This is a genomic window from Pseudomonas sp. ADAK2, assembly GCF_012935755.1.
Classification (GTDB): Bacteria; Pseudomonadota; Gammaproteobacteria; order Pseudomonadales; family Pseudomonadaceae; genus Aquipseudomonas.
In genome coordinates this window covers 1,633,252-1,659,641 of sequence record NZ_CP052862.1, presented here as the reverse complement: position 1 = coordinate 1,659,641, position 26,390 = coordinate 1,633,252, and the positions used below count along the sequence as shown (strand labels likewise).

Below are 26,390 nucleotides of genomic sequence, written 5' to 3'. Positions count from 1 at the left end.
CGGCTGCGAAGCAGTCGTAAAACCTGCGAATTCAATCTTCCTGAAAGAACCGCAGAGTCTGAATTCACGACTGCTTCGCAGCCGAACGCAGGCTTCGCCAGCTGCTACAAAGTGTGCGTGCTGCAGGCCCTTAGGCCGTTGCTTCGACTCGTTGGTTTTTCTGTGGCTGCCAGGATTCGCTGGCGGTCTGGTCCATCGCTTCCTGGATCGCCCGTTTGCGGGTGGCTTCGGCGCGGCGGCTGAAGTACCAGACCATGAAGGTTACGATCGATACCGCGAGCAGAATTAGACTGGCCACAGCGTTGATCTCAGGTTTAACCCCCAGACGCACCGCCGAGAACACTTCCATCGGCAAAGTCGTCGAACCTGGACCCGATACGAAACTCGCCAACACCAAGTCATCCAGCGACAAGGCAAACGACATCATCCCGCCCGCCGCCAACGAAGGCGCGATCATCGGAATAGTGATCAGGAAGAACACCTTAAACGGCCGCGCACCCAAGTCCATGGCCGCTTCTTCAATCGACAGATCCAGCTCACGCAAGCGCGCCGACACCACCACCGCCACATACGCGGCACAGAACGTGGTGTGGGCGATCCAGATCGTCACCAGACCGCGTTCCTTCGGCCAGCCGATCAGCTGCGCCATGGCCACGAACAGCAGCAACAGCGACAGGCCGGTGATCACTTCCGGCATCACCAACGGCGCCGTGACCAAACCACCAAACAACGTACGGCCCTTGAAGCGAGTCACCCGAGTCAAGACGAACGCCGCCAATGTCCCCAGCGCCACCGCCGCAATCGCCGTGTAGCAGGCGATTTCCAGCGAGCGCACCACCGAGCCCATCAGTTGCGTGTTGTCGAGTAAACCGGCGTACCACTTCAGCGACCAGCCGCCCCACACTGTCACCAGTTTCGAGGCGTTGAACGAGTAGATCACCAGGATCAGCATCGGCAAGTAGATAAACGACAGGCCGAAAATCAGCATGAACTTTGAAAATCCGAAGCGTTTCATCCCCGTGCCTCCATCTCTTTGGCCTGGCTGCGGTTGAACAGCAGAATCGGCACAATCAGGATCAACAGCATCACCACCGCCAGGGCAGACGCCACCGGCCAGTCGCGGTTATTGAAGAACTCTTGCCACAGCACGCGACCGATCATCAGCGTCTCGGGGCCACCCAGCAGTTCCGGAATCACGAACTCGCCGACCACCGGAATGAACACCAGCATGCAGCCGGCGATGATGCCGTTCTTGGCCAGCGGCACGGTGATTTTCCAGAAGTTGTTGAAGTTGCTCGAACCGAGGTCCGAGGCCGCTTCCAACAGGCTTTCATCGTGTTTGACCAGGTTGGCGTACAGCGGCAATACCATGAACGGCAGGTAGGCGTAGACCACGCCGATGTACACCGCCGTGTTGGTGTTGAGGATCTCGATTGGCGCCGAGGTCAGCCCGGTCCACATCAGGAAGGCGTTGAGCAAACCGTTGTTGCTGAGGATGCCCATCCACGCGTAGACGCGGATCAGGATTGCGGTCCAGGTCGGCATCATGATCAACAGCATCAGGACGTTTTGCGTTTCCTTTTTCGCCTTGGTAATCGCGTAGGCCATCGGGAAACCGATCACCAGGCACATCAAGGTGCTGAGCAGCGCCACTTTCAGCGAACCGAGGTACGCCGAGATGTACAACTCATCCTGGGTCAGCAGGCTGTAGTTGCCGAGGTTGAGCAGCAGCTGGAATTTCTGCTCGGCGAAGGTGTAAATCTCCGAGTACGGCGGAATCGCCAGCGCTGCTTCCGAAAAGCTGATCTTCATCACCAGAAAGAACGGCAGCATGAAGAACAGGAACAGCCAGATGAACGGAATGCCGATCACCAGTTTGCGCCCGCTGGGGACCAGTCTCAGGAATTGCTGATTGAAGGTTTTCATGAGCGCAGTACCACGCCGCTGTCGTCTTCCCACCACACGTAGACTTGATCGTCCCAGGTCGGACGTGCGCCCCGGCGTTCGGCGTTGGCCATGAACGACTGCACGACTTTGCCGCCGGGCAGTTCGACGTAGAACACCGAGTGGCCGCCGAGGTAGGCGATGTCATGCACCTTGCCTTTGGACCAGTTGTAGCGCTGCTCCGGCTTGAGCGTGCTGACCAGCATTTTTTCCGGGCGGATGGCGTAGGTGATCGACTTGTCCTGCACCGAGGTGCTGACGCCGTGACCGACGTAAATCTTCTGCTCCAGGTCCGGACTGTGGATGATCGCGTGACCTTCAAGGTCTTCCACAACGGTGCCGTCGAAGGCGTTCACGTTGCCGATGAATTCACAGACCATGCGGCTGACTGGCGCTTCGTAGATGTCCACCGGGCTGCCGATCTGGGCGATCCAGCCGAGGTGCATGATCGCGATGCGCTCGGCCATGGTCATGGCTTCTTCCTGGTCGTGGGTCACCATCACACAGGTCACGCCGACCCGCTCGATGATCTGCACCAGTTCCAGTTGCATCTGCGACCGCAGTTTTTTATCCAGCGCGCCCATGGGTTCGTCGAGCAACAACAGCTTCGGACGTTTGGCCAGGGAGCGGGCGAGGGCGACGCGCTGACGCTGGCCGCCGGACAACTGATGGGGTTTGCGTTTGGCGTATTGGGTCATGTGCACCAGGCGCAGCATCTCTTCCACACGGGCGTCGATTTCGCTGGCGGACAAGCGATCCTGCTTCAAACCGAAGGCGATGTTCTGCGCCACCGTCATGTGTGGGAACAGCGCGTAAGACTGGAACATCATGTTGATCGGCCGCTCGTAGGGCGGCATGTCGGTGATGTCGACACCGTCGAGCAAGATTCGCCCTTCGGTCGGGCGCTCGAAGCCTGCAAGCATGCGCAGCAGGGTCGATTTGCCCGAACCGGAGCCACCGAGCAGGGCGAAGATTTCGCCTTGATGGATCTCCAGGGACACATCGTCCACCGCGGTGGTTTCGTCGAACTTCTTGGTCACGCGATCGATTTTCACCAAGACCTTTTTCGGTGCCTGGTGACCTTCAAGAGCCTTCCTGTAAGTGCTGGAGGCATTTGCCATGTGAAACTCCCAACAGGTTTCAGTCGTCGGGCCAACGCGGCCTGACTTAATAGTTGATTGCAAGCCTGTGTCGTACGGTGCCAATCCATTCAAACTCGGTCCCTTGTAGGAGCGAGGCTTGCCCGCGAGGACGGCGTGTCAGTCGCCATCATCGTTGCCCGACAAACCGCTTTCGCGAGCAAGCTTCGCTCCTACAGGGGTATTGCGTTTGGTTCGCTGGCCCATACCGCTCGGGCTTATTCGGCGCCGCCGTCCTGGCTGCCTGGTGGTGCTTGTTGTTGTCTTGTTGCGTTTTTTACGCGTGAAGAAGCAGCGCGCGTCGGCGCAGCCGCCCGTTCACGAGGGCAGTTAAAGGGTTGGGTGAGGGTTTAAGTCGTCAGCGTTTTTTACGTAGCGCCGCCCGTTGCCGGCACGCATCGCCAAACGCCTGGAAAATACTTAAATACTGAGGATTCGAGAGCACCTGCCATTCCGGGTGCCATTGCACGCCGACCGCAAAAGTCGGGCTGTGCTCCACCGAGATCGCTTCGATCAAACCGTCCGGCGCCACCGCTTCGCAACGCAGGCCCGGCGCCAGTCGATCAATGCCCTGGCTGTGAATCGAATTGACCATGAACTCGGCCGGCAGCTCCAGCGCTTCGAACACGCCGCCCGGCTGCACAGTCACCGCATGAGCCGGCGCGTATTGCACCGCCAACTCCGGACTGTCCGCTTCACGGTGATCGAGCATCCCGGGCAGTTCATGCACTTTCTGATGCAGGCTGCCACCAAACGCGACGTTCATTTCCTGAAAACCGCGGCAGATGCCCAACACCGGTACACCGGCGGCAATGGCTGCACGCAATAAAGGAAGGGTCGTGGCGTCCCGCGCCGGATCGTGATCCGTGCCGGGAGCGCTGGCGGGGCCTTGATAGTGGAAGGGTTCCACGTTTGAGGGCGAGCCGGTCAGCAACAAACCGTCGAGCTGCGCGAGCAAGTCCTCGATGTCGGTCAGTTCGCCCAGGGAAGGAATGACCACGGGCAGCCCCAGAGCCGCGACGCTGACAGCACGCAAGTACTTGTCGCCGCTGACGTGGTAGGGGTGCAGGCCAATCTGTTTGACGCACGCTGTAACGCCGATCAATGGCTTGAATGCCATTTTTATCACCTCGAAGTTTCACACTTGAACGAGCTTTTCCGGAGCTTAGCCTTGTTGATTTTAATTAACAACTCTCATGTAAAAAATTCTAAACGCCGGTCGTCCGATGCTGAGGGTTTACGCGGCTCAGGCGACCTATCTGGCACTCTCGTCCCCATAAAAGGCCCGAAAATAAAGGTTGAAAGGCCAAGTGTTCGCTATTGACTTCACTTTGCCGTTCGGGTTGACTGGGCTCGCAACACCGTAGTGAACATAATAATTAACAGCTAATAGGTGCATCATGTCGGTCCCTCTGCGTACCGTTCAACTCAACGAAGCAAACGCATTCCTTAAGAAATATCCTGAGGTTTTGTACGTCGACCTTCTGATTGCGGATATGAACGGTGTGGTGCGCGGCAAGCGCATCGAACGCACCAGTCTTCATAAGGTTTACGAAAAAGGCATCAACCTCCCGGCGTCGCTGTTTGCCCTGGACATCAACGGTTCTACGGTGGAAAGCACCGGCCTGGGTCTGGACATCGGCGACTCCGATCGAATCTGCTACCCCATCCCGGACACCCTGAGCATTGAGCCGTGGCAGAAGCGCCCAACCGCGCAACTGTTGATGACCATGCACGAACTCGAAGGCCAACCGTTCTTCGCCGATCCGCGTGAAGTACTGGCTAATGTCGTGCGCAAATTCGACGACATGGGCCTGACCATCTGCGCGGCATTTGAACTCGAGTTCTACCTGATCGATCAGGACAACGTGAATGGCCGTCCGCAGTCACCGCGTTCGCCGGTATCGGGCAAGCGTCCGGTGTCGACCCAGGTGTACTTGATCGACGACCTCGACGAATACGTCGATTGCCTGCAAGACATCCTCGAAGGTGCGAAAGAGCAGGGCATCCCTGCTGATGCGATCGTCAAGGAAAGCGCCCCGGCGCAGTTCGAAGTCAACCTGCATCACGTCAACGACCCGATCAAGGCCTGCGACTACGCGGTGTTGCTCAAGCGTCTGGTGAAGAACATCGCCTACGACCACGAGATGGACACCACCTTCATGGCCAAGCCGTATCCGGGCCAGGCGGGCAACGGTTTGCACGTGCACATTTCGATTCTCGACAAAGAAGGCAACAACATCTTTGCCAGCGAGGATCCCGAGCAGAACGCCGCACTGCGTCACGCGATCGGCGGTGTGCTCGAGACCCTGCCGGCGCAGATGGCCTTCCTGTGCCCGAACGTCAACTCGTACCGCCGCTTCGGCGCGCAGTTCTATGTACCGAACTCGCCGAGCTGGGGCATCGACAACCGTACCGTTGCGGTGCGAGTGCCGACCGGTTCGGCGGACTCGGTGCGCATCGAGCACCGGGTTGCCGGTGCGGATGCCAACCCGTACCTGTTGATGGCCTCGGTCCTGGCCGGTATTCACCACGGCCTGACCAACAAAATCGAGCCAGGCCCACCGGTCGAAGGCAACAGCTACGAGCAGAATGAACAGAGCCTGCCGAACAACCTGCGCGACGCATTGCGCGAGCTGGACGACAGCGAAGTCATGGCCAAATACATCGACCCGCTCTACATCGACGTGTTCGTGGCGTGCAAGGAAAGCGAGCTGGCCGAGTTCGAGAACTCCATCTCGGACCTTGAGTACAACTGGTATTTGCACACCGTTTGATGGGCTGACACCAGTCAGTTAGGCGGCAACGAAACCTGTAGCAGCTGGCGTAGCCTGCGTTCGGCTGCGAAGCAGTCGTAAAACCTGAGCGCTGGGCTTTCCTGAAGCACCGCATCGCCTGATTTCACGACTGCTTCGCAGCCGAACGCAGGCTTCGCCAGCTGCTACAAAAGAACGCGCTACGGCTGAGACTTCTTCACTGGCTGGCTTCAATCCAATAACTACTTATTCCTCTGCGTCGAGTCACAACAATGACAAACACTCGCAGCGACTGGGAACAACGCTTCCAGTCCTTATCCATCGAAGGCCGGGCCTTTATCGACGGGCAATACCGCGCAGCACTTAGCGGTGACACCTTCGAATGCATCAGCCCGGTCGACGGCCGCTTCCTGGCCAACGTCGCCAGCACCGACGAAGCCGACGCCAACGCGGCCGTCGCCGTCGCACGGCAGACGTTCGAGTCCGGCATCTGGGCGCGTCTTGCACCTGCCGAACGTAAAAAAATTCTGATCCGCTTCGCCGATCTCATCCTGGCGAACCAGGAAGAACTGGCCCTGCTCGAAACCCTCGACATGGGCAAACCGATCAGCGACTCGATGAACATCGACATTCCGGCGACCGCCAACGCGATCCGCTGGAGCGCCGAGGCCATCGACAAGATCTACGACGAAGTCGCCGCCACGCCCCACGATCAACTCGGCCTCATCACCCGTGAACCCACCGGTGTGGTCGCCGCCATCGTGCCGTGGAACTTCCCGCTGATCATGGCCAGCTGGAAGTTCGCCCCGGCCCTGGCCGCCGGCAACTCGTTCATCCTCAAGCCTTCGGAAAAGTCGCCACTGACCGCGATCCGCATCGCGCAATTAGCGTTGGACGCGGGCATTCCGAAAGGCGTGTTCAACGTCCTGCCAGGCTACGGTCACACCGTCGGCAAGGCGCTGGCGTTGCACATGGACGTCGACGTGTTGGCCTTCACCGGCTCCACCGCGATTGCCAAGCAACTGCTGATCTACGCCGGGCAAAGCAACATGAAACGCGTTTGGCTCGAGGCAGGGGGGAAGAGTCCAAACGTGGTGTTCGCCGACGCGCCGGATTTGCGCGCGGCAGCACAAGCAGCGGCGGGGGCGATTGCCTTCAACCAGGGCGAAGTCTGCACCGCCGGTTCGCGGTTGCTGGTGGAGCGCTCGATTCGCGAGCAGTTCATTCCGCTGCTGGTGGAAGCGCTGCAAGCCTGGAAACCGGGGCACGCCCTGGATCCTGAAACCACCGTCGGCGCCGTGGTTGATCAGCGTCAACTGGACAACGTGCTGCGCTACATCCAGGTCGGCAAAGACCAGGGCGCGCAGTTGATCGCGGGCGGCAGCCGCACCCTCGAAAGCACCGGTGGCCTGTACGTGGACCCGGCGATTTTCGACGGCGTGACCAACGCCATGACCATCGCCCAGGAAGAAATCTTCGGCCCGGTGCTGTCGCTGATCACCTTCGACACCTTCGATGAAGCGCTGGCCATCGCCAACGACAGCATCTTCGGCCTGGCCGCCGGCGTCTGGACCAGCAACCTGAGCAAGGCCCACACCTTCGCTCGCGGATTGCGCGCCGGTAGCGTCTGGGTCAACCAGTACGACGGCGGCGACATGACCGCGCCGTTCGGCGGGTTCAAGCAGTCGGGTAACGGTCGGGACAAATCGCTGCATGCGTTCGACAAATACACCGAACTCAAAGCGACCTGGATCAAGCTCTAACACCTTTACAGCGGCGGTCGCAGGCCAGCCTGCGACCATCGGAGAAACGTATGAAACCAACAACACATGTCAACAGCTACTACGCCGCCACCCGCAACTTCACCGGCGAATTCCCGGTGCTTGAAGAACTTGTGGAATGCGACGTCTGCGTGATCGGCGCCGGCTACACCGGTCTGTCCTCGGCGCTGTTCCTCGCCGAAGCGGGCTACAGCGTCACCGTGCTCGAAGCCGCCAGAGTCGGCTTCGGCGCCAGCGGTCGCAACGGCGGCCAACTGGTCAACTCCTACAGCCGCGACGTCGATGTCATCGAAGAACGCTACGGCGACAAAACCGCTGAAATCCTCGGCAGCATGATCTTCGAAGGCGCCGACATCATCCGTCAGCGCATCCAGCACTACGACATCCAATGCGACTACAAGCCCGGCGGTATCTTCGCTGCGCTGAACAAAAAGCAACTCAAAGGCCTGGCCGAGCAGAAAAGCAGCTGGGAACGCTACGGCAACAAAAACCTGAAAATGCTCGACGCCGCCGACATCAAACGTGAAGTCGGCAGCGACAACTACGTCGGCGGCCTGCTGGACATGCAGGGCGGCCACATCCACCCGCTGAACCTGGCCCTCGGCGAAGCCTCGGCCATCATCGGTTTGGGCGGTAAGATCTACGAGCAATCGGCGGCGGTGGAAATCACCTACGGCGAGCCGATTACCGTGCGCACCGCCAAAGGCGTGGTCCGCGCCAAGTACCTGCTGATCGCCGGCAATGCCTATCTGCCACAAGGCCTCGACAATCGCGTGACCAGCAAAAGCATGCCCTGCGGCTCGCAAATCGTCGTCACCGAACCGTTGTCCGAGCAAGTTGCGCGCAGCCTGATCAAAAACAACTACTGCGTCGAAGACTGCAACTACCTGCTCGACTACTACCGCCTCACCGCCGACAACCGTCTGCTGTATGGCGGCGGCGTGGTCTACGGCGCGCGTGAGCCGGACGACATCGAGCAACTGATCAAACCGAAAATCCTCAAGACCTTCCCGCAACTGAAGGACGTGAAAATCGACTACCGCTGGACCGGCAACTTCCTGCTGACCATGTCGCGCATGCCGCAGTTCGGCCGCATCGAGAAAAACGCCTACTACATGCAAGGCTACAGCGGCCACGGCGTCACCTGCTCACACCTGGCCGGCAAACTCATCAGCGAAATGATCCGCGGCGACGCCGAACGCTTCGATGCGTTCGCCTCCCTGCCGCACATGCCGATGCTCGGCGGCCGCACCTTCCAGGCGCCGCTGACCGCAATGGGCGCTGCGTACTACGCACTGCGCGACCGTTTCGGTATCTAAAGTCCCTGTGTGAACGGGCCCCCTCGCCACAACGTCCAAACCAACACCATCTTTGTGGCGAGGGAGCTTGCTCCCGCTGGGTCGCGAAGCGTCCCCGTTTTGGGCTTTTTACCCACCACCCATCGAACCTGCTGAGCAACACGAACAAACGTGATTTAATACCCGCCTTTCACGTTTCTGGGACAGGGAAGCGGTGCTCCTCGCGGCCAAAAGTCGCCCGCCATCCACCCCCATAACCCCTTAAGTAGTGCACACACATAAGGCTGTCATGGACACGGGCTCACGACTCAAATTAGTACGCGAAAGCTACAAACTGTCCCAGCGCGAGCTGGCCCGCCGTAGCGGCGTCACCAATGCCACCATCTCCCTGATCGAACAAAATCGCGTCAGCCCCTCCGTCAGCTCCCTCAAGAAACTGCTCGAAGGCATCCCCATGTCCCTGGCGGACTTCTTCACCTTCGACCAGCCACCGCGTGAGCATCAATACGTGTTTCGGGCGAATGAACAGCCGGATCTTGGGCGGCATGGGTTGAGGTTGTTGCTGATTGGGGCTTCGGTGCCGAGTCGGCAGATGCGCTTGTTGCGCGAGCAGTACGCGCCTGGGGCTAGTTCTGGTGAGGAGCCGATCGTGCACTCGGAAGGCGAGGAGTGTGGGTTGGTGACTCGGGGCACGGTTGAGTTGACGGTGGATGGGCAGATCAGTGTGCTGAATGCCGGGGATGGGTATTACTTTCCGACAACGTTGCCGCATCGATTTAGGAATATTGGGGCGGATGAGGCGGAGATTATTAGTGCCAACACGCCGGCTAACTTCTGATATCGCAAATGGACACCGACCTGTAGCAACCTTCGTCCGTTGCTACAGGCATTCTTCAAAGTAAATGGACTTACCTGCATGACTACCCAACGCATCCGTGCACTTGCACTGTGTGTCTTCCATCACGATGGAAAGATACTGGTCAACGAATTCTGCGACCCCACCACAAAACAAACCTTCTTCCGGCCGCTAGGCGGAGGCATCGACTTTGGCGAAACCAGCGCCGAAGCCGTTGTGCGAGAGATCCAGGAAGAACTCGGTTTGCCGATCACCGATGTCCGGTTGATCGGTACGCTTGAAAGCCTCTTTACGTATGCCGGTAAGCCAGGGCACGAAATCGTGCAGGTTTACGATGCGAAGTTTTTGGATAGCACCGTTTACGAATTACCGTACTTGAATGCTCAAGAGAGCGATGGGGCTGCGTTCACAGCGAAGTGGCATTCATGCGCAAGCTTTACTGACGAATCACCGTTGGTACCTGATGGGCTTTCCGATTTACTCAAAAAAGTCGCATTGCTGGACTGAAGCCCATGACAAAAGAAGGTGACAGATCTATCTAAATAAAGATCTGCCATCTTATTTCCAGCGTCATTTAACAACGATTACAAACTTTACGACCGCGTACTCAACCAGCGCGCGTGATCAACGCATCGGCGGTAACAGCCGATCCAGAGCACAGCCGTTGGCCGGTGACTGCTCGGCCTGAAACAGTCGAACCCCGGAATCCAGATCGACGATGTTGATCTGGCAGCCGCTCATGACATGAGGGCCGTCGGTGATGCCGCCCTTGATCACATAGCGAGCGCCCGGCATGAACTCGGTAACAAAATCGACCGTGCATCTGCGGTTGCCGCTGGCCCCGCCCTCCAGCAACAGATGGATCGGCTTGCCCGCTTCAATGGCTCGAAAACCTTCGGGTTTCGAGGGGGTCGATGGGTAGCCACCCCAGACCGAGAACAGTTGCCGAGCGGGTGTCACGGGCACCGACCGGCCGTACTTGCAGGCCATAGTCGGCGCTGCACTAAGGGTCAGGTAGTTGTGACGATTGATCATTGCGTCCATTTCGCTGCGGATCTGCGCTTGGGGGGCGTCGGCGGGGGCTTCGTATTGTGGGATCGGTGAGCAGCCTACGAGTAGCAGCAGGAGCGAGCCTAAGTACAGCGGTTTCATGGGCGTTTCTGTCCGTAGCGGTTTGAGAAATAGGCAGGATTAATGGTTCGAGCAAAACGAATCCCGCAGAGATATGCCAAGTAGGCGGCAGAGTGCCATTAAGTTGATATTGGTGGAAGGGGCGCGGGTTGCATGGCTGGATTGGCAGGGTGGGTTGTTGGCCCAGCTTCAGGACGACGTAAAAAAACCGCAGAAATGCGGTTTTTTCTGCGACTCGGTTCGGGTTACTGATTCGGTGGCGTATCAAACCCACGCTGCTCAATCACCCGAAACACATCATGCACATCCCGGATCAGGATCCAGGCGATGTTGGTGACGGTGTTGATGTCGTTTTCGGCGTAGTCGGGGAGGGTGGTGCAGCCCATGAGGTTGAGGTATTTGAGGACGGCGTTGAGGCGTTCGCTGACGCAGTTGTGGAGTTCGCGGATTGGGGCGTCGTTGTCGATTAGGAGGACGGGGTAGTCGGTTGCGAATTGGGACATTGGGGTGAAGCGGCGTGGCGGGTTGTTCGTAGTCATAAGTTTCGATTCTTTATTGAGTGTATGAACTGCCACCCTTTTGCTGCGAAACAAAATGGGTGGCAACTGTGCGTGGGTTCGCAGACCAAGGCAGAATCAAACCCGGCAGACCCGTAGGTCTCCCACGCACAGTCGCCATAAAGTGAGACTCAGGCGTAGCACGCCTGGGTTTCTCATGACTGAGCAGGATTGATTCTATTCGGTAGGGCTGCGAAACCCTATCGCCAATTTTTTGTTGGTGACGGGTCGAATATAGGTGCGCACTTTGGTGCTCGCAACCGGGGTGTAGGACGCCATTACGGCCATCGTGGTGAAGGGGATTTGCTGCGTTTGGTGATGAAACCCTTGTGAACCGGGCATTCGGAAATGTCTGAGGAAATTGGAGGCAGGGGGGTGCGGTTGCTTCGCTGCTCGGCGGGGGTAAGGTCCCTCACCACAAAGGGTGTTTTCCTACGTGGTTTTCGGACGTGAAGATCAAAAGATCGCAGCCTTCGGCAGCACCTACGTGGGTTGCGGCATACAGAAATAATAAAGCCCCGAATCTTCGGGGCTTTTTTGGAGGGCGGCGGTTATTGCGCGCTATGGGTGCTGTGTTTCGGCCCGGCGAGTGCCCAGGCGATGAGGCCGATCAATGGGACAAAGACGATGACGACGATCCACACGCCTTTGTTGTCGACCTTGCTGCCGCTTTTGATCACTTTGTTGATTGCCCACAATTCAATCACCACCAGTACTGCCGCGAGTGCGATCCAGACGTATTCGATTTGCATTAGCCACCTCCTGAAAGTCATTTCTTTAGGCGGGTGGTGGCGGGCAGGGTTCATTAAATTTGTGGCGAGGGGTATTTCCAAAGAGAACGAGGGCCGCTTCGCAGCCCTTCGGAAGCAAGCTCCCTCGCCACAGGTTATTTGTCTATTGCTTGGCAGTCAGCGCCGGGGTGCGCGGCGGAATCATCCGCTTGCTGCCCGTTGCTTCAAACGCCGCAGCCAACCGCAGCAACGTCGAATCATCATAAGCACGCCCGGCAAACGTCAGCCCAACCGGCATGCCAATGTCCGCCATCACCCCCATCGGCACAGTCACCGTCGGCACACCCAAATGCCGAATCGCCAGGTTGCCGTTAGCCACCCAAACCCCATTGCTCCACGCGATATCCGCCGACGCAGGATTCACATCCGCATCCGCCGGCCCGACATCAGCAACGGTCGGGAACAGCACCGCATCCAGCCCAAGCCGATCCATCCAGTGTTCAAGGTCGAGTCGGCGAGTCTGCTCAAGCCCCCGCAGGCCATCAGGCACGGTGCTGATCTGGTCCCACGGTGTAATCCCGCGCTCAGCCATCCGCACATATTCATCCATGCCCGCCGCAAGGTCGCCCTCGCGATTGGGCAACGTCCCCGGGTCATGCGGGAAGATCAGCGGCCCATCCACATCGGCCAGGCGATTCAATTTCGGATCGCCATTGGCCCGCAGGAAATCATCAAATGCCCACGCCGTCAGGTCCCACAATTCATGGTGCAGAAACTCTTTGGACACGATGCCGCGATTGAACACCGTCGGCGCGCCGGGGCGATCGCCTTCGCAGTTGGACACCAACGGAAAATCAACTTCGATCACTTCAGCGCCCGCTGCTTCGAGTGACTGGCGCGCCTGTTTCCAAAGCTCGATCACCGAATCTCGAGTGTTGATTCGCTGCCCGGTCGGGCCACCAATCCCCGGCGCTTGCGACGTGCCGGCTTCGGGATCAGCGTTGATGTACATCCGGGGAATGCCAAGACGTTTGCCGGTAAGTGCCTCGGGATTGGCAGCCAGCTCGGCATAGGACGCAGGACGCACCGAAGCAACGCTCGGAATCGGCACCCACGGTTGCATCCGCCACAGGTCGCCGCGAGTGTCGGGGTCTTCCGCGACCACCACATCCAGCACTTCAAGCAAGTCAGCCATGGTCCGGGCGAACGGCACGACCACGTCCATCGTTGGGGTCAACGGCCAGTTGCCGCGCACCGAGATGATCCCGCGCGACGGCGTGTAGGCGCACAGGCCATTGTTCGACGCTGGGCCGCGACCGCTCGACCAGGTTTCTTCCGCCAAACCGAACGCCGCGAAACTGGCAGCGGTGGCCGTACCGGCGCCGTTCGAAGAGCCCGAGGCGAAAGGTGCGGTGAGGTAATCAGCGTTGTACGGACTCTCAGCCCGACCATAAACCCCGCGCTGCATGCCGCCATTGGCCATCGGCGGCATGTTGGTCTTGCCCAGGCAAATCGCCCCGGCGCCGCGCAGGCGTTCGATGGTGAACGCATCGCGATGGGCAACCAGATTGGCGAAGGCCGGACTGCCAGACGCGGCGGTCAGGCCCTTCACCAAATAACTGTCCTTGGCCGTGTAGGGAATGCCATCGAGCGGGCCCAGCGTCTGGCCTTTGGCGCGGCGGGCATCGGACGCCTGCGCTTCGTTCAACGCTTCGGGGTTGCGTACGACTACGGCGTTGAGGTCGCCGTCATAGGCCTCGATACGGGCGAGATAGGCCTGGACCAACTCAACCGCCGTGGTCTGGCCCGATTCGAGCGCCGCACGCAGCTCGGCAATGGAAACCTCGGTGACCTCGATCATGCTGTTCTCTCAAAATGGGTGTTCATAGGGGGCTCGTTGCGCTGTATGACGTGACAGCGTCTGGACTTGCAAAGCTGCGCTATTTAACACCATGTAGCACCAGGCCGGGAGGGGATGCAGCGGATCGCGGTGCCGTACGAGCGATTATTCGGCAGCGTTCCGGGCGAGGTCATCGAGTTCAGGGGAGGCGGAGGCCGGGACGCGCCGCGTGCTCATTTGCAACCAGAGTGCGCCCATGGCGGTGAAGGCCGCCAGGGCACCGGCAATCGGTATGTAGGCTAGCCCGGCGTAGGTGATCACCAGCCCTCCGCTGACCCCACCCAGGGCGGTGCCGAGGTTGAAGGAGGCGATGTTGAGGCCGGCGGCAACGGCGCTGGATTGCGGAATATATTGGTTGGCCAGGCGTAGCAGGCGCAGGGTCGACATGGTCACGATGGCAAAGAAAATCACCCCCAGAAGGCCGATCAGCGTCAGTGTCACCAATGGCGAAGTGCCCCACAGATACAACCCGAGCAAATTCACCACCAGGGCGATCAACGCGCCAAGCAGGCATCGGTCGGTGTCGAAGGTGTCCACCAGGTGACCGCCCAGCAAATTACCCAGAATGGAGCAGCCGCCAAACAGCAGCATGGCCAGGCTTAAGGTCTGCACGCTGAGCTGTGTGATGTCGAGCAAGAACGGTGAGATAAACGTGAAGAACGAAAATGTCGCCACGCTCACCAGCATCGCAATCGTCGCGGCCATGAGCAGTTGGCGGTGCATGATCGCTTTGAGGCCTTGCATGGCCTTTGGGGTTTCAAGCGGAGGCGGCGGCGGTTGCTTTGGCATCAGCAGTACCAGGCCCGCTGTGCTGATGAGGCCCAATACGCCGATGGCCAGGAATACCACTCGCCACGACCAGAAGCTGCCGAAGAACGTCCCCATCGGCACGCCGAGGGCGATGGACAGCGTCAGCCCGGTCCACACCAGCGACAACGCACGTCCGGCGCGCATCGGGTCCACCAGTTTGACGGCGGCATTGGAGGCCACGGCCATGAACACGCCATGGGCCAGGCCGACCAGAAAGCGCACGACGTGCAGTGTCAGAATATTCGGTGCAAGGCTGATAACCACGCTACCTGCCGCCAGTACACCCAGTGTCAGCAGTAACAGGGTTTTGTCCCGCCAGCGAGCCAGCAACGCGGTAATGACCGGTGCACCGATCGCAGCGCCCAGGGCATAGGCGGCAATGGCCGAGCCGACGTCGGAGATCGACTGGTGCAGGTCCATTGAAATGGCTGAAACGAGGCCGGCGACCACGAATTCGGACAAGCCGAATGTAAAGGTGCAGAGCGCAAAAATATAAATGACCGCAGGCATAGGGACTCGGCTGTGTGGGGGATCAGGGGCGGGTTGGGGGTCTCAGTGGCGTGTACCTGGCTGGAGGGTGTCGAGGTGAGCGACCCGTAAAGCCAGTTCCAGGGCCTGTTCATAGTTGAGTCGCGGATCGACCTTGCTCAGATAGCGTCGGGAAAGATCTTCTGGTTGCAGGTCACGGGCGCCACCCAGGCATTCGCTCACATCGTCGCCTGTCAGCTCCAGATGCAGGCCGCCCAGCCGTGTGCCGTGGTCACTGTGGACGAGGAATGCGGCCTCGATCTCCGCCATGATGAGTTCGAAACGCCGGGTCTTGGTGCCACAGGCCAGTGTCTCGGTATTGCCGTGCATCGGATCGCACAGCCACAGCACGTTGGCGCCGGCCCGGCGGACCGCGTTAAGCAGGGCGGGCAGCTTTTCGCGCAGGTCGCGGGCGCCAAGCCGATGAATCAAGGTCAGGCGCCCCGGCTCATTGTCGGGGTTCAGTCGTTCGATCAACGCCGTTAACTCATCGGCAGAAAGATCACTGCCTACTTTCACCCCGAGCGGGTTACGGATGCCGCGACAGAACTCCACATGAGCGCCCTCCAGGTCCGCGGTTCGCTTGCCGATCCAGGGGAAATGCGTCGACAGATCGAACCAGCCTTCAAACCCGGGCACTTGCCGGGTCAGGCCGTGTTCATAGTCGAGCAACAGCGCCTCATGGGACGTGAAGATGTCCCGGTGGAGGAAGTTGTCGGTATCACTGCCGGCCAGGGTGTTCATGAAGTGCAAGGCGTGGTGCACACCCTGGACTGTGTGCAGATAGGTGTCGCGCTCTGGCAGATGATCGGCCCACTTCATGGCCCAGTTCTTCGGCATCAGCAGTTCACCGATGCCGGTTTCATAAAGTGCACGCACAAAACCCAGGGTCGACGCCGAGTGAGCGTGGGCCTTGAGCAGGCGCCCGGGGTCGGCACGGCGTGCGTCATGCTCGAATTCGCTGTCATTGACGATATCGCCGCGGTACACCGGCAGGCTGTCCGCACCCAAGGTTTCGGTATCACAGGAACGCGGTTTGGCGTATTGGCCGGCGAGACGGCCCATGCACACCACCGGCATTTGCAAGCGGTGCATCAGCACTTGGCTCATCTGCTGCAGTACCTTGAGCTGGCTGGCCACTGCCTCACTGGTACATTGCGCGAACGATTCGGCGCAATCGCCCCCCTGCAGGATGAAACGCTTACCGTCCTGGGCCTGGGCAATCAAGGCCTTGAGCTGGAGGACTTTGTTGGCGCTAACCAGTGCAGGGCTGCGGGCAAGGACGTGCAACGCTTGCCGGTGTTCCTGTGAGCACGCGTACGTCGGTTGATGAAGCGCGGGTCGCGAGCGCCACGACTCAGGCGTCCAGTCCGACACGGGTGTGTTCGGGTTTTTCTGCGTGGACAGCATTCAGCGTCTCCTTGTCGAGTTCAACAGTCGAGGATTCAGCCGGTGTATTACAAGTGGACCAGCGCCGACTCAATAGTGGCTATACATGTTTTTTGCGATAAGTACTCTCTAGCCGGTGGTGATAATGCGACGATGAAAAGAAGATGGGAAATATTATAAAAGTCTCTGTTTAATACTTTTGAACGAGAATGATATGAGGGTGGGCGGCAGTGGTTCGAGTGTGTACGGGTTGGTTAGTTGAAGATTGTTATCCATAAGTGTATTCGCGCGTCAGGCGTAAATATTTAATAAGTCACAGCGCAACACTAATTTATCCATAGGTCTGATATCTCCAGGCTCTTACAAAAAGACCGGAAAAGTATTTTACATTAGTGGGCGACTCGCCAATTCTCGTTGAGGTTTTTAAAAGAGGGCGAGTTAATGTTAGTTCACAACGATCATTACTATGGGATTTTGCAGGGGGCCGAACGTGAAATCCTGCATCACGGAGACTTGATCCCGGATGAGCCATTCTATGAGCGCAAACTGGAAGCCGTTTGGGCGCGTGCGCGGCACAGCGAATTTTACCGAGCGCTGGGGGCCTACAGCCTCGCCGGGTTCCAGGCACTTGCGCTGACGCCAAAGGCGAGCCTCAAGGCTTCACCCCAGGCGTTCTGCACGGTCGATTACGGTCAGGCCGCCAAGTATTACGCCACCACCGGCACCACGGGCCAGCCCACTCCCAGCCCGCGGCTCAAGGAAGACGTGATCTGGAACTCCGTTTCGGTGGCGTTCCACTGGCGTCACATCATCAAGCCCGGGTCACGGGTCGCCAACCTCATGCCTTCGGACGTCGTTCCTGTAGGGGACCTGATCGCCAACGTCTGCGAATACCTCGATGTTTCCCACGTGCGCGCCTACCCCTTTACCACCGGGATTACCGATTGGGAGCGCTTGTGCACGATGTTCGAAACTTACCAGCCTACGGTGATTTTCATTGCGCCCGGCGTGCTGGTTCAACTGACCCGTTACCTCAAACAGCGGCAGATGCTTGACCGGATTGCCGGGTCGGTGAACGCCATCATGTTGCTGGGTGAGGTCAATACCCGACCGTTCCGGCAAAAGCTTGGGCAGTGGTGGGGGTGCGACATCCACGACGCCAGCTACGGCAGCACTGAAACCGGCACCCTGGCGGCCGTCACCCAAGGCAAGGTCCAGCGGTTGACCACCGCCACCAATTATTTCGAACTGGTGACCGCCGATGGCCGGGTGGTACCCCTGAGCGAAGGGGCTACCGGTCGGCTGGTAGTGACCCCGCTGAACCTGTACGCCCGGCCTTTGTTGCGTCTGGATACGGGCGATAGCGTGACTATCACTTCGCACTGTGCGCCAGGTTTGCCGGGCCCCACGATGCTGGTCAATGGGCGGGATTCGGATGCGGTGGTGGTGGCGGGCGTAGACCTGGAAATCCGCAAGATCGAGGAGATCGTCTACGGCAGCTGCAACGCCACCGGTTACCTGATTGAGGTGGACCGACAGACAGACACTGCCAACCTGATCCTTGAGCGCGACGTGGTCTGGGACAACAGCACCGAGCCCATGCTCGCCGACTCGTTGCGTTCATCCTCCCAGGACCGGATCAAGCTGCATTGGGACAAGATCCTGTTCGTCAATAACCTGGCTGCCATCAACAAGAGCGGCGCTTCACAAAAGAGCTGGAAGAAGACCAACCTGCGTTTCGTGGGAGGTCAGCAATGACTTCTTCCAGTCAGGTGCGGCCGCACTTTCCCGACGGTTTTGGCGTGGTCAGCGGTCAACCGGATTTGTGGTGTACCTATGCCGCCATTCGCAGCCTGGCCTGGGTCGATCGATTGCACAGCGCCGACCAACCGCAGATACGCCGCTACATCCAGTCCCGGTACAACCGCGACGGCGGCTACGCATGGAGCAAAGGCATGCCTTCGGATGCCTGGGCGACGTTTTATTGCACCGAAACCCTCAACGACCTGGGCGGCATGGAGCCTGTCGCCGAGGCCACCGAGGCCTGGCTGGACAGTCTGTCGGATGGCCGCGCCTACGGCATGTGCGCGGGGCAGGGCGCTGATGTCTGGGCGACGCATTACGCCGTGCGAACCCTGGTCAATGTCTGCCATCGCGAGGTGAAAGAGCCTACGGCGTTACTTGACTGGCTCAGCGGTTTGCAGTGCGAGAACGGTGGCCTGAGCTGGTCGCCCGAGTTCGCCCGTCGCGACAAGGCCGACGTCCGCGCCTGTTTTTATGGCGTCATGGCCTGGAAGGCGCTCAGCCAGCAAGGCGCCTGGGTGCCGACGTGGGACATGGAGCGTCTGGTCAAGTGGTTGCAACTTCAACAGCTCGACTGCGCTGGCTTCAGGTTCAGCGAGGCGGCGGACAGTCCTTGTCTGTGGGCGACTTACCGCGCCACGGCGACCTTGGCCGCGCTGGGGGCCGGACCACTGGGGGCCTCCGACTGCGTGGACTGGATCTATTCGCTGCGCGGCCCGGGCGGTGCCTTTGTGCGTTGGGAAGGTTACGACTGCGAGGATGTCTGGGCGGTGTTTTGCGCCGTTGGTTCGCTCAAGGCATTGAACCAGGATGTCCGCGCCCTGGGGGATGACGTGAGCCGGTTCATCCAGCACCTTTATGTCGACACTGGCGGCTACACCTACCGTGAAAAAAGCGCCGCGGCCGACGTGCTGACGACGGCGGCAACGGTGCTGGCCGGCCACCTCGAACCGGAGGCGGCAGAGTCGGCCGTTCGCTGGATCGAGGGCTGTCAGATGCCCAACGAGGCGGGCGTCATGTACATGCCCGGGCGTGGCGCCGAAGTGCGTTGTACGGCCTGGGCATTGGCGACCGGAGCCTTTCGGGCGGCGCCGGAACGCCGGCGCGAGATACTTGCCTGGCTGGCCAGGATTCAGAATCCCGATGGCGGGTTCGGGTTCTGGGAAGGGCGCGGCTCGGACATGGTGTCGACGGCGTCAGCGGTGTCGATTGCGCAAATGCTGGGGGACGCGCAAGGCATCGACCTCGGGCAACTGGAGCGGTTTGTCCGCCGTTGCAGCGTGTCGGAACAACCGTCGATGTTCAGTAATTTTCCGGCGGCGACCCCATCGTTTCGAGCCAGTATCCAGGCGCTTAAATGCCTTCAGTTCCTGGGGCATGGCGAGGTGATTGCGTTGCAAGGCCTGCTGGCCCGGCACAAGGTCAAGCAGGGCGGGTTTGCCAACGTCGGCAATCGCATCCCGGACTTACTGAGCACCTACGAAGCCATCGCCGCGATGAATGCTTTCGGCCTCGAAGTGGAAGGCCCGCACCTGACGTACTTCCTGGACAAGGTGGCAACCGCAGCCGGTTACGCGTGGTCGCCAATGTTTCGAGAAGGTGAAGATGCGTTGTCCGGATGCCTGGGCAGTTTGCTCCGACATCACATGGACGGACGGCTGAACTCACTTCCCCATTTGTACTTGTCTTGAGAGGTTGAGCGTGCCCACGATCAACATAAGTTCCGGTGTTCTTGGAATAAGCGAGAAGAAAAGAATCGCCTTGAAAGTTGCCCGGGAACTCAAGGGTCATGGCCTTGATCCGGCGCACTGCATGGTGATCTTTAGTGTGCTGGATGAGCAGAGTGTCTTTAGTGCCGGTCTGCCGCTGCCGGTCAATCATGCTGACTCGGGGAAGAGTCGGGTGTTTTTTATCAGGGCATCGATTGCCGCCAGCCGGGATCAGTTCTTTCGAAAGGACTTTGCCCATCAATTGTTCAACTTTTTTGCTGAACACTTTGCCGATGTATTTTTCTACCTGCAGTACGAAGACGTATGTCCAGAAAGTGTTTTCTACTCGACAGGTGACTTTCTGAATAACGCTGCCACAAAGGGTTAATAACATGTCGAGTTCAAATACGGTAAATGAAGATATCCGCGCTTCGCTAGAAGCTTTATTGGGACCGGAGGTACGAACCATTGGTGCCGACCAGAGCTTTCGGGATTTCATCGGAGAGCGATTCGACAGCCTGATGGCCGTCGAAGTGGTGACCACCATTGAAGAGCGTTTCGGGATCGAGGTCGACTTCGTCGGTGACGACGTTCGTTACTGGTTCGAGACGCTGGAAAAGATGGAGCAGTTTGTCAAAGGCCGGCTTGAAGACAACGCCACGCTGCAGGCTGTGTGAAATGAGTGGGGAACAGGTCTTCAGCACCTCCGGTTCGACCTCCTCACCTTGCCAGTGGGTGCGTACGCGCCAGCAGATGGAACAGGAAGCTGCGTTGGTCCTGGGGCGCTGGGCGCCCGGGGTCACCGACATCCTGTCGTTCGCCCCCCCTGAACACAGTTACGGAATGATCCTGGGACAGGTCGGCGCCGAAGTCACTCACGCCAGGCTGCAGCAATGCTCGCTGGAAAACCTGGTGTTGCCGGATCTGCAAGTGCTTGGCCCGACGGTGATTCTGTGCATCGCCAGCACCTGGAAGGTCTTGGCGTCATTGCTTGAGCGCCTTGTCGAGCAGGTTCCGGTGTTGGTGCTGCACAGCGCATCGGTGCTGCCCAGCGGCGCTCATGAAGTGGTCACCCGCTTTGCCGGGCGAGAGGTGGGTTTTGTCGAGATTCTTGGCTCGACCGAGACCGGCGCCATCGCTCACCGCCCGGTGGTCGAAGAGACGCAGGCGCCGATCGGCTGGACGGTGTTCGAGGACGTTTCGTTGCTCAACAGGACGGGTATTGAGTCACGCCTGGAAATCCACAGCCCGCGTATTGCCCGTGCCGTCGGACATCGAGTGCCGGCGCTGACGCACCAAAGTGATGACCTGGTCGTTGCGTTGGACCGCGAGCACTTTCATTGGCAGGGAAGGGCCAGTCAACTGATCAAGATCAACGGCGTGCGCCAGGACCTTGGAGTCATCCAGGCCGAGCTCATCGCTGCGACGCACTGCCAGAACCTGGTCTGCGTACCCCTGCGCGATGCACTTCGCGGGGAGTCCTATCAAGTGCTGTTCAGTGCACTTGGCCACAACGAGGCCAGCATCCTCCAGGCAATCAACCTCCTGGGCACCCATTTCCCCAGGCCCGTGCAGGTCCGACGCGTTGAGCATTTGCCAGTGTCCGCCAGCGGCAAGCCACAGGCCTGGGCTATCCAGGAAACAGGGAAAAGAATGCCATGAACACCCGCATTGCAGAACAGAGCATCAAACATTACCTGTCCGGGCAGACGACGTCGCAGGAACAGGTTGTCGCGTTACCGGACTTTCTCAAGCTATCGATGCGAGAGCGCCACAGGTTGCTCGAACAGCAGCCGCAGTTGAAGGAACAATGGGCCATGCACTATGCCCAGTGGGCGGCTTGGGCCGACAGCCAATACCGGTGTCTGGTGTCGAGCGTGGCCGACGACGACGCGGTGTTTCGTCTGGGGGTCAAGGATACGGTGGACGTTCAAGGCATGCCGACGCGACTGGGGCTGCGCAGCTATCGCCACTATCCCCGAGCGTCCGCCAGCGCATTGAGGGGATTGCACCCTGAGGTCCGAACGCTGTTCAAGGTCGCCACCACGGAACTCAACATAGGGTTTGTCTCCGGTTGCAGCAACCCGTTGTACCCGACCATTGATCCGTCGGGGTCCAGTACCGGTTCGGCGGTCGCGGTGGCGGCGCATATCTGCGATATCTCCCTGGGCACGGATGTGCTCGGGTCGGTCCGCTGGCCGGCAGCCCATTGCGGCATGGTCGGGCTGCGGATGACTCACAAGCCGGACAATCTGGACGGGGTTTTTCCGTTGTCGCCCTCCATGGACGCGCTGGGGTGGATCACCCGTACCGTCGATGACCTGGATTTTCTGCTGCCAAGATTGGGCCTGGACAAGCAACTCGGCGAGCAGCTACCGCCCAAGCGCGATTACCGGATCGGGGTTTTGACGCATATCGACGAAGGGCTGACCAGCGCACCGATGCTCGACATGATGCGCCAGGCAAAAACGTTGCTGGCTGACCTGGGCATGCAGCAGGTGCCCGTGCAGTTGCCTGAACTCTGGGCCTGTCGCGGCGCCGCCTGGCAGTTGTGCGCTCGCGATGCCTGGGTGGCTTCGCAGGTCTGGGAAGGTGTATTCAATACCGAGTTGCACTGGTCGACGCTCGCGGCCCTTGAGGTCGGGGCCGAACTCACAGACACCGAATACGCGCAAATCGCCGAACGCATGCAATCGGTACGCGCCGGGATCGGAACGTGTTTTGACGAAGCGTCGGTGGATTTCGTGATTTTTCCTATCGACCCGTATCGTCCTTTCAACACGAAAAATCCCCAGCCTGGCGACTCGACCATTCCATCCCCCGTCGATGTCGACTACGCACGGAAAATCGGTTTTACACCGCTAGCCAGCTTCAGTGGACTGCCCGCTATTACCTTGCCCATCACCCTGAGTGCCGACGGCAAGGCGCCCCTGGCGTTACAGATCATGGGGCGACGAGACAGCGAGCTGCAATTGATCGACCTGGCCAAACGACTCGAGTCGCTGCGTGGCCCGATGCCCGCTGCTTCAACCGCTAAATAAGGATCACCTGATATGTGTGGAATTGCTGGATGGGTCGATTTTTCGAGAGTACTCACAGGTCAGGCCTCGATCGTTCGAGAGATGACCGCTAGCCTCGCCCGACGAGGCCCGGATGCCGAAGGCGTATGGCAGGGGCAGCACGCCTTGCTCGGGCATCGGCGTCTGTCGATTATCGATTTGAGTGGCGGGGCGCAACCGATGAGCTACACCACCGGCAGCGGTGCCGAAGTGGTGCTGGTCTACACCGGTGAGGTCTACAACTATGTCGAGTTGCGTGAGCGCCTGCGCAGTGCCGGTCACCGGTTTATTACCCGCAGCGATACCGAGGTGGTGCTGCATGCCTACCTGGAGTGGGGAGAGCAGTGTGTGGAGCACCTCAACGGCATGTTTGCCTTCGCCGTGTTTGATGGTCGCAGTGCGCGTTTGCTGTTGATGCGCGATCGCCTGGGGGTCAAGCCGCTGTTTTATGCGCCTCTGGACTCGGGCTTGCTGTTCGCCTCGGAGCCGAAGGCAATCCTGGCCCATCCGCAGTTCAAGCGTGCGCTGGATGTCGTTGGCCTGGTGGATGCGTTGTCATTGTCCAAAGCCACCACGCAGACGCCGTTCCAGGGCATCCGCGAGTTGACTCCCGGCCATTGCTTGCAACTGACGGCCGGGCGGGGTCCCGTCCTGCAACGCTACTGGTCGCTGGAGCGCCGGGAGCATACCGACAGCCTGGCGCAAACCGTCGAAAGGACCCGAGCCCTGCTTGAAAAGGCGCTGGGTGAACAGCTCTATGCCGACGTGCCCGTGTGTACATTGCTGTCAGGTGGCCTCGACTCAACGATTTTGACGGCCATGGCTCAGAAGAAACTGCAAGCGGAGCAGGGCGGTGTGGTCAACTCGTTCTCCGTGGATTTTGTCGGCCAGGCCGAACAGTTTCGCAGTGACAGTTTTCGCCCCGACCGCGATCAACCGTTTGCATTGGCGGCCGCCGAAGCCATTGGCAGCCATCACCAGACCATCTTGATTGAAAATCAGGAGTTGGTGGCCGAGGCCGCACGGCAATCGGTGTTCAGGTCCAACGATTCGGCCCAGACGTTTGGTGATGTAGATACGTCCCTGTATTTGCTGTTCAAGGCGATACGTGAACATTCCACGGTGGCCATTTCAGGCGAGGCGGCGGATGAGGTGTTCGGTGGCTACGCCTGGTTCCGCGATCCTCACGCCCTGCAAGCCCAGCGTTTTCCATGGTTGTCGCGCATGCAACTGTTGCACAGCGAGATGATCAATCCGGATTTCAACAAACTCTGCGATTTCACCGAGTACCAGCGCGCCAGTTACGGTCAGGCCGTGGACAGTGTCGAGCATCTGCGCGGCGACAGCGTCGATGAGCGCAAGATGCGGGAGGTTTGCCACATGCATGTGCATCGCTGGATGCCGATCCTGCTCGACCGCAAGGATCGCTTGAGCATGTACGCCGGCCTGGAGGTGCGGGTGCCTTACACCGATCATGAGTTGGTCGAGTACGTCTATAACGTGCCATGGGACATCAAAAGCAAGGACGGCGTCGAGAAGTGGCTGCTCAAGCAAGCCTGTGCAGACCTGGTGCCTGCCGCGGTGCTGCAACGCAAGAAGAGTCCTTATCCGACGTCGGCAAACCTGGCCTATGAGCAGTTTTTACGTGGACAAACCCAGGCATTGCTGCAAGAGCCGGGTAATGCGGTGTTCCAGATCATCGATCGCACTCACCTGCGCCGTGAGCTTGAGCACCCTGCGGGCTATTTCAACTCCCAACTCAAGCGCAATAACCTGGAAACGGCGCTCTCCCTGGGGGCCTGGCTCAAGGACTACAACCTGGCGCTCTAGCGAACCTGTTCGGCCAGGGCGCCTTCGACATGAGGCTCTGCGCTGAAGTCGAGCATGGAAATAAAACTATCCATCAGCGGTGATTCGTTGTGGGTATTCCAGCTCATGTACAACCCGATGGCGGGGTTGGGCGACTCGGTTACCGGGAAAATTCTGCGAAACAGAACCTTGTCGCGCATGATCGAGTTGGCGATGGATTCGGGTACCAGCGCCACGCCGAACCCGCAGGCCACCAGGCCGATCAGGGTGTGAATCTGTGCAGCTTCCTGCACCACTTTCGGATAAAAACCGGCGGCTTCGCATAAGGCAATGAGCTGGCTGTGATAACCGGTGCCCAGGGCTTCGGGGGTGAACACGAAGTCTTCGCCGGCGAAATCCCGCAGGTCGATTTGCCCGGCTTGTGCTTTTGGATGATGGGTGGGGAGCGCCATGACGATTTCTTCGTCGAGCAACAAGCGCGATTCGATGTTGTCCGCCGAAATGGGCAGTTTGCGCATGAAGGCGATATCGGCGTCTCCGGACAGAATCGCCTTGGCCTGGCTGGAGGATGGCATTTCCTTGATGATCAGCTGGACCTTGGGAAAGGTTTCGCGAAACTGCCTGAGGGTATTGAGCAGCGACTCGTAGTAGGCGATGGACACCGCGGTGACCGTGAGTTTGCCGGCGATGCCTTCGGATACCTGGCGAGCGTGTTCCACCCCCAGCTCCAGCTCCTTGAGTGTGCTGTAGGCCGCCTCCAGAAAGGCACTGCCTGCGGGTGTCAGTTTTACCCCGCGCTTATTGCGCGTGAACAGGCTGAAACCCAATTTGTCTTCCAGGCGATTGATGGCCTGACTCAGGGGAGGCTGGGCCATGTGCAGGCGAATCGCGGCTTTGTGAAAATGCAGTTCTTCCGCCACGGCAATGAACTGCCTGAGTAGTCGGGTTTCGATCATTCTTCCGTTCCTTCATTTGAATTGATCAGTGCTGCGAAATGGGTCTGGCGTCATCCCTCCGGGATCATCGGTGAGCACAAGATGCTGTCATGAGCGTCCCGGGTAGAAACCGTGCAGGCCCGCATACGAGACACAACCCCCCGGCTTAAGTTCACGGACGGGGTTTTGCGAGCTTGATCCAGGCATTGATTTGATATGAGCCAGGTATCAACTTCGCCCCTCATTAGTATTAAA

At 59.3% G+C, this 26,390-nt stretch carries 23 protein-coding genes; 12 read left to right on the top strand and 11 right to left on the bottom strand.

Annotated features, from left to right (window positions below; translation table 11 throughout):
• Positions 1-130: 130 nt before the first annotated feature.
• The 4 genes from HKK52_RS07625 to HKK52_RS07610 form a co-directional block, all read right to left on the bottom strand.
• The gene (locus HKK52_RS07625; protein ID WP_169370284.1) at positions 131-1,015 is read right to left on the bottom strand and encodes an ABC transporter permease subunit; all 885 of its coding nucleotides are present in this window, start codon (positions 1,013-1,015) and stop codon (positions 131-133) included.
• Positions 1,012-1,926, bottom strand: coding sequence for an ABC transporter permease subunit (locus HKK52_RS07620; protein ID WP_123509047.1), 915 nt, complete (start codon positions 1,924-1,926; stop codon positions 1,012-1,014). The genes HKK52_RS07625 and HKK52_RS07620 overlap by 4 nt, the downstream gene beginning before the upstream one ends.
• Positions 1,923-3,065 carry a polyamine ABC transporter ATP-binding protein gene (potA, locus tag HKK52_RS07615; RefSeq protein WP_149658484.1) on the bottom strand — a complete coding sequence of 381 codons (1,143 nt, stop codon included), beginning with the start codon at positions 3,063-3,065 and terminating at the stop codon, positions 1,923-1,925. The genes HKK52_RS07620 and potA overlap by 4 nt, the downstream gene beginning before the upstream one ends.
• Before the next feature lie 376 nt (positions 3,066-3,441).
• A complete protein-coding gene (locus HKK52_RS07610; protein ID WP_169370283.1) occupies positions 3,442-4,203 on the bottom strand; it encodes a gamma-glutamyl-gamma-aminobutyrate hydrolase family protein in 762 nt (253 codons plus the stop codon).
• Positions 4,204-4,483: 280 nt separating this feature from the next.
• Here HKK52_RS07610 and HKK52_RS07605 point away from each other — a divergent pair, with 280 nt between their 5' ends.
• The 5 genes from HKK52_RS07605 (at position 4,484) to HKK52_RS07585 (ending at position 10,281) form a co-directional block, all read left to right on the top strand.
• Entirely contained in the window at positions 4,484-5,860 is a 1,377-nt protein-coding gene (locus HKK52_RS07605; protein WP_123409720.1) for a glutamine synthetase family protein, read from the top strand.
• A gap of 251 nt (positions 5,861-6,111) precedes the next feature.
• Positions 6,112-7,602 (top strand): aldehyde dehydrogenase, encoded by a 1,491-nt coding sequence (locus HKK52_RS07600; RefSeq protein WP_169370282.1) that lies wholly within the window; start codon positions 6,112-6,114, stop codon positions 7,600-7,602.
• Positions 7,603-7,652: 50 nt separating this feature from the next.
• Positions 7,653-8,939 carry an NAD(P)/FAD-dependent oxidoreductase gene (locus HKK52_RS07595; protein ID WP_169370281.1) on the top strand — a complete coding sequence of 429 codons (1,287 nt, stop codon included), beginning with the start codon at positions 7,653-7,655 and terminating at the stop codon, positions 8,937-8,939.
• A gap of 268 nt (positions 8,940-9,207) precedes the next feature.
• Complete coding sequence (locus HKK52_RS07590; RefSeq protein WP_007895886.1) at positions 9,208-9,756, top strand: cupin domain-containing protein; 549 nt, start codon at positions 9,208-9,210, stop codon at positions 9,754-9,756.
• A gap of 78 nt (positions 9,757-9,834) precedes the next feature.
• Entirely contained in the window at positions 9,835-10,281 is a 447-nt protein-coding gene (locus HKK52_RS07585) for an NUDIX hydrolase (RefSeq protein WP_169370280.1), read from the top strand.
• 117 nt (positions 10,282-10,398) lie between these two features.
• Here the strand turns inward: HKK52_RS07585 and HKK52_RS07580 are convergent, their stop codons facing one another.
• From HKK52_RS07580 to HKK52_RS07555, 6 genes are all read right to left on the bottom strand, one after another.
• Positions 10,399-10,926, bottom strand: coding sequence for a hypothetical protein (locus HKK52_RS07580; RefSeq protein ID WP_169370279.1), 528 nt, complete (start codon positions 10,924-10,926; stop codon positions 10,399-10,401).
• Positions 10,927-11,150: 224 nt separating this feature from the next.
• Positions 11,151-11,444 (bottom strand): fructose-bisphosphate aldolase, encoded by a 294-nt coding sequence (locus HKK52_RS07575; protein ID WP_169370278.1) that lies wholly within the window; start codon positions 11,442-11,444, stop codon positions 11,151-11,153.
• Between the two features lie 569 nt (positions 11,445-12,013).
• Positions 12,014-12,214 carry a PLD nuclease N-terminal domain-containing protein gene (locus HKK52_RS07570; RefSeq protein ID WP_123514905.1) on the bottom strand — a complete coding sequence of 67 codons (201 nt, stop codon included), beginning with the start codon at positions 12,212-12,214 and terminating at the stop codon, positions 12,014-12,016.
• A gap of 142 nt (positions 12,215-12,356) precedes the next feature.
• On the bottom strand, positions 12,357-14,054 hold the full coding sequence (locus HKK52_RS07565; RefSeq protein WP_169370277.1) for an amidase: 1,698 nt from the start codon (positions 14,052-14,054) through the stop codon (positions 12,357-12,359).
• A gap of 144 nt (positions 14,055-14,198) precedes the next feature.
• Positions 14,199-15,413: an MFS transporter gene (locus tag HKK52_RS07560; protein WP_169370276.1), complete on the bottom strand. Its 1,215-nt coding sequence runs from the start codon at positions 15,411-15,413 to the stop codon at positions 14,199-14,201.
• A 42-nt stretch (positions 15,414-15,455) separates the two neighbouring features.
• Positions 15,456-16,841: a 3-deoxy-7-phosphoheptulonate synthase gene (locus tag HKK52_RS07555; RefSeq protein ID WP_169370275.1), complete on the bottom strand. Its 1,386-nt coding sequence runs from the start codon at positions 16,839-16,841 to the stop codon at positions 15,456-15,458.
• Between the two features lie 420 nt (positions 16,842-17,261).
• Between HKK52_RS07555 and HKK52_RS07550 the strand changes: the two genes are divergently transcribed.
• The 7 genes from HKK52_RS07550 to asnB are packed head-to-tail and all read left to right on the top strand — an operon-like array spanning position 17,262 to position 25,221.
• On the top strand, positions 17,262-18,578 hold the full coding sequence (locus HKK52_RS07550; protein ID WP_169370274.1) for a phenylacetate--CoA ligase family protein: 1,317 nt from the start codon (positions 17,262-17,264) through the stop codon (positions 18,576-18,578).
• Positions 18,575-20,314: a prenyltransferase/squalene oxidase repeat-containing protein gene (locus HKK52_RS07545; RefSeq protein WP_169370273.1), complete on the top strand. Its 1,740-nt coding sequence runs from the start codon at positions 18,575-18,577 to the stop codon at positions 20,312-20,314. The genes HKK52_RS07550 and HKK52_RS07545 overlap by 4 nt, the downstream gene beginning before the upstream one ends.
• A gap of 10 nt (positions 20,315-20,324) precedes the next feature.
• Positions 20,325-20,720, top strand: a complete 396-nt coding sequence (locus HKK52_RS07540) for a hypothetical protein (protein ID WP_169370272.1) — start codon at positions 20,325-20,327, stop codon at positions 20,718-20,720.
• A 4-nt stretch (positions 20,721-20,724) separates the two neighbouring features.
• Entirely contained in the window at positions 20,725-21,009 is a 285-nt protein-coding gene (locus HKK52_RS07535; RefSeq protein ID WP_169370271.1) for an acyl carrier protein, read from the top strand.
• Position 21,010: 1 nt separating this feature from the next.
• On the top strand, positions 21,011-21,994 hold the full coding sequence (locus HKK52_RS07530) for an acyl-CoA synthetase (RefSeq protein WP_169370270.1): 984 nt from the start codon (positions 21,011-21,013) through the stop codon (positions 21,992-21,994).
• Entirely contained in the window at positions 21,991-23,373 is a 1,383-nt protein-coding gene (locus tag HKK52_RS07525; RefSeq protein WP_169370269.1) for an amidase family protein, read from the top strand. Before HKK52_RS07530 ends, HKK52_RS07525 begins: the two co-directional genes overlap by 4 nt.
• A 12-nt stretch (positions 23,374-23,385) precedes the next feature.
• Positions 23,386-25,221 carry an asparagine synthase (glutamine-hydrolyzing) gene (gene asnB, locus HKK52_RS07520; protein WP_169370268.1) on the top strand — a complete coding sequence of 612 codons (1,836 nt, stop codon included), beginning with the start codon at positions 23,386-23,388 and terminating at the stop codon, positions 25,219-25,221.
• On the opposite strand, the gene HKK52_RS07515 is transcribed toward asnB, so the two are convergent.
• A complete protein-coding gene (locus tag HKK52_RS07515; RefSeq protein ID WP_169370267.1) occupies positions 25,218-26,156 on the bottom strand; it encodes a LysR family transcriptional regulator in 939 nt (312 codons plus the stop codon). The genes asnB and HKK52_RS07515 overlap by 4 nt on opposite strands.
• Positions 26,157-26,390 lie beyond the last annotated feature (234 nt).

Excerpts from the sequence above, each read along its gene's own strand:
- HKK52_RS07535 (WP_169370271.1), top strand. The coding sequence starts at position 20,725 with ATGTCGAGTTCAAATACGGTAAATGAAGATATCCGCGCTTCGCTAGAA.
- HKK52_RS07620 (WP_123509047.1), bottom strand. The coding sequence starts at position 1,926 with ATGAAAACCTTCAATCAGCAATTCCTGAGACTGGTCCCCAGCGGGCGC.
- HKK52_RS07570 (WP_123514905.1), bottom strand. The coding sequence starts at position 12,214 with ATGCAAATCGAATACGTCTGGATCGCACTCGCGGCAGTACTGGTGGTG.
- HKK52_RS07585 (WP_169370280.1), top strand. The coding sequence starts at position 9,835 with ATGACTACCCAACGCATCCGTGCACTTGCACTGTGTGTCTTCCATCAC.
- HKK52_RS07575 (WP_169370278.1), bottom strand. The coding sequence starts at position 11,444 with ATGACTACGAACAACCCGCCACGCCGCTTCACCCCAATGTCCCAATTC.
- HKK52_RS07550 (WP_169370274.1), top strand. The coding sequence starts at position 17,262 with ATGTTAGTTCACAACGATCATTACTATGGGATTTTGCAGGGGGCCGAA.
- HKK52_RS07565 (WP_169370277.1), bottom strand. The coding sequence starts at position 14,054 with ATGATCGAGGTCACCGAGGTTTCCATTGCCGAGCTGCGTGCGGCGCTC.
- HKK52_RS07515 (WP_169370267.1), bottom strand. The coding sequence starts at position 26,156 with ATGATCGAAACCCGACTACTCAGGCAGTTCATTGCCGTGGCGGAAGAA.
- HKK52_RS07545 (WP_169370273.1), top strand. The coding sequence starts at position 18,575 with ATGACTTCTTCCAGTCAGGTGCGGCCGCACTTTCCCGACGGTTTTGGC.
- potA (WP_149658484.1), bottom strand. The coding sequence starts at position 3,065 with ATGGCAAATGCCTCCAGCACTTACAGGAAGGCTCTTGAAGGTCACCAG.
- HKK52_RS07600 (WP_169370282.1), top strand. The coding sequence starts at position 6,112 with ATGACAAACACTCGCAGCGACTGGGAACAACGCTTCCAGTCCTTATCC.
- HKK52_RS07580 (WP_169370279.1), bottom strand. The coding sequence starts at position 10,926 with ATGAAACCGCTGTACTTAGGCTCGCTCCTGCTGCTACTCGTAGGCTGC.
- HKK52_RS07555 (WP_169370275.1), bottom strand. The coding sequence starts at position 16,841 with ATGCTGTCCACGCAGAAAAACCCGAACACACCCGTGTCGGACTGGACG.
- HKK52_RS07610 (WP_169370283.1), bottom strand. The coding sequence starts at position 4,203 with ATGGCATTCAAGCCATTGATCGGCGTTACAGCGTGCGTCAAACAGATT.
- HKK52_RS07530 (WP_169370270.1), top strand. The coding sequence starts at position 21,011 with ATGAGTGGGGAACAGGTCTTCAGCACCTCCGGTTCGACCTCCTCACCT.
- HKK52_RS07595 (WP_169370281.1), top strand. The coding sequence starts at position 7,653 with ATGAAACCAACAACACATGTCAACAGCTACTACGCCGCCACCCGCAAC.
- HKK52_RS07560 (WP_169370276.1), bottom strand. The coding sequence starts at position 15,413 with ATGCCTGCGGTCATTTATATTTTTGCGCTCTGCACCTTTACATTCGGC.
- asnB (WP_169370268.1), top strand. The coding sequence starts at position 23,386 with ATGTGTGGAATTGCTGGATGGGTCGATTTTTCGAGAGTACTCACAGGT.
- HKK52_RS07625 (WP_169370284.1), bottom strand. The coding sequence starts at position 1,015 with ATGAAACGCTTCGGATTTTCAAAGTTCATGCTGATTTTCGGCCTGTCG.
- HKK52_RS07525 (WP_169370269.1), top strand. The coding sequence starts at position 21,991 with ATGAACACCCGCATTGCAGAACAGAGCATCAAACATTACCTGTCCGGG.
- HKK52_RS07605 (WP_123409720.1), top strand. The coding sequence starts at position 4,484 with ATGTCGGTCCCTCTGCGTACCGTTCAACTCAACGAAGCAAACGCATTC.
- HKK52_RS07590 (WP_007895886.1), top strand. The coding sequence starts at position 9,208 with ATGGACACGGGCTCACGACTCAAATTAGTACGCGAAAGCTACAAACTG.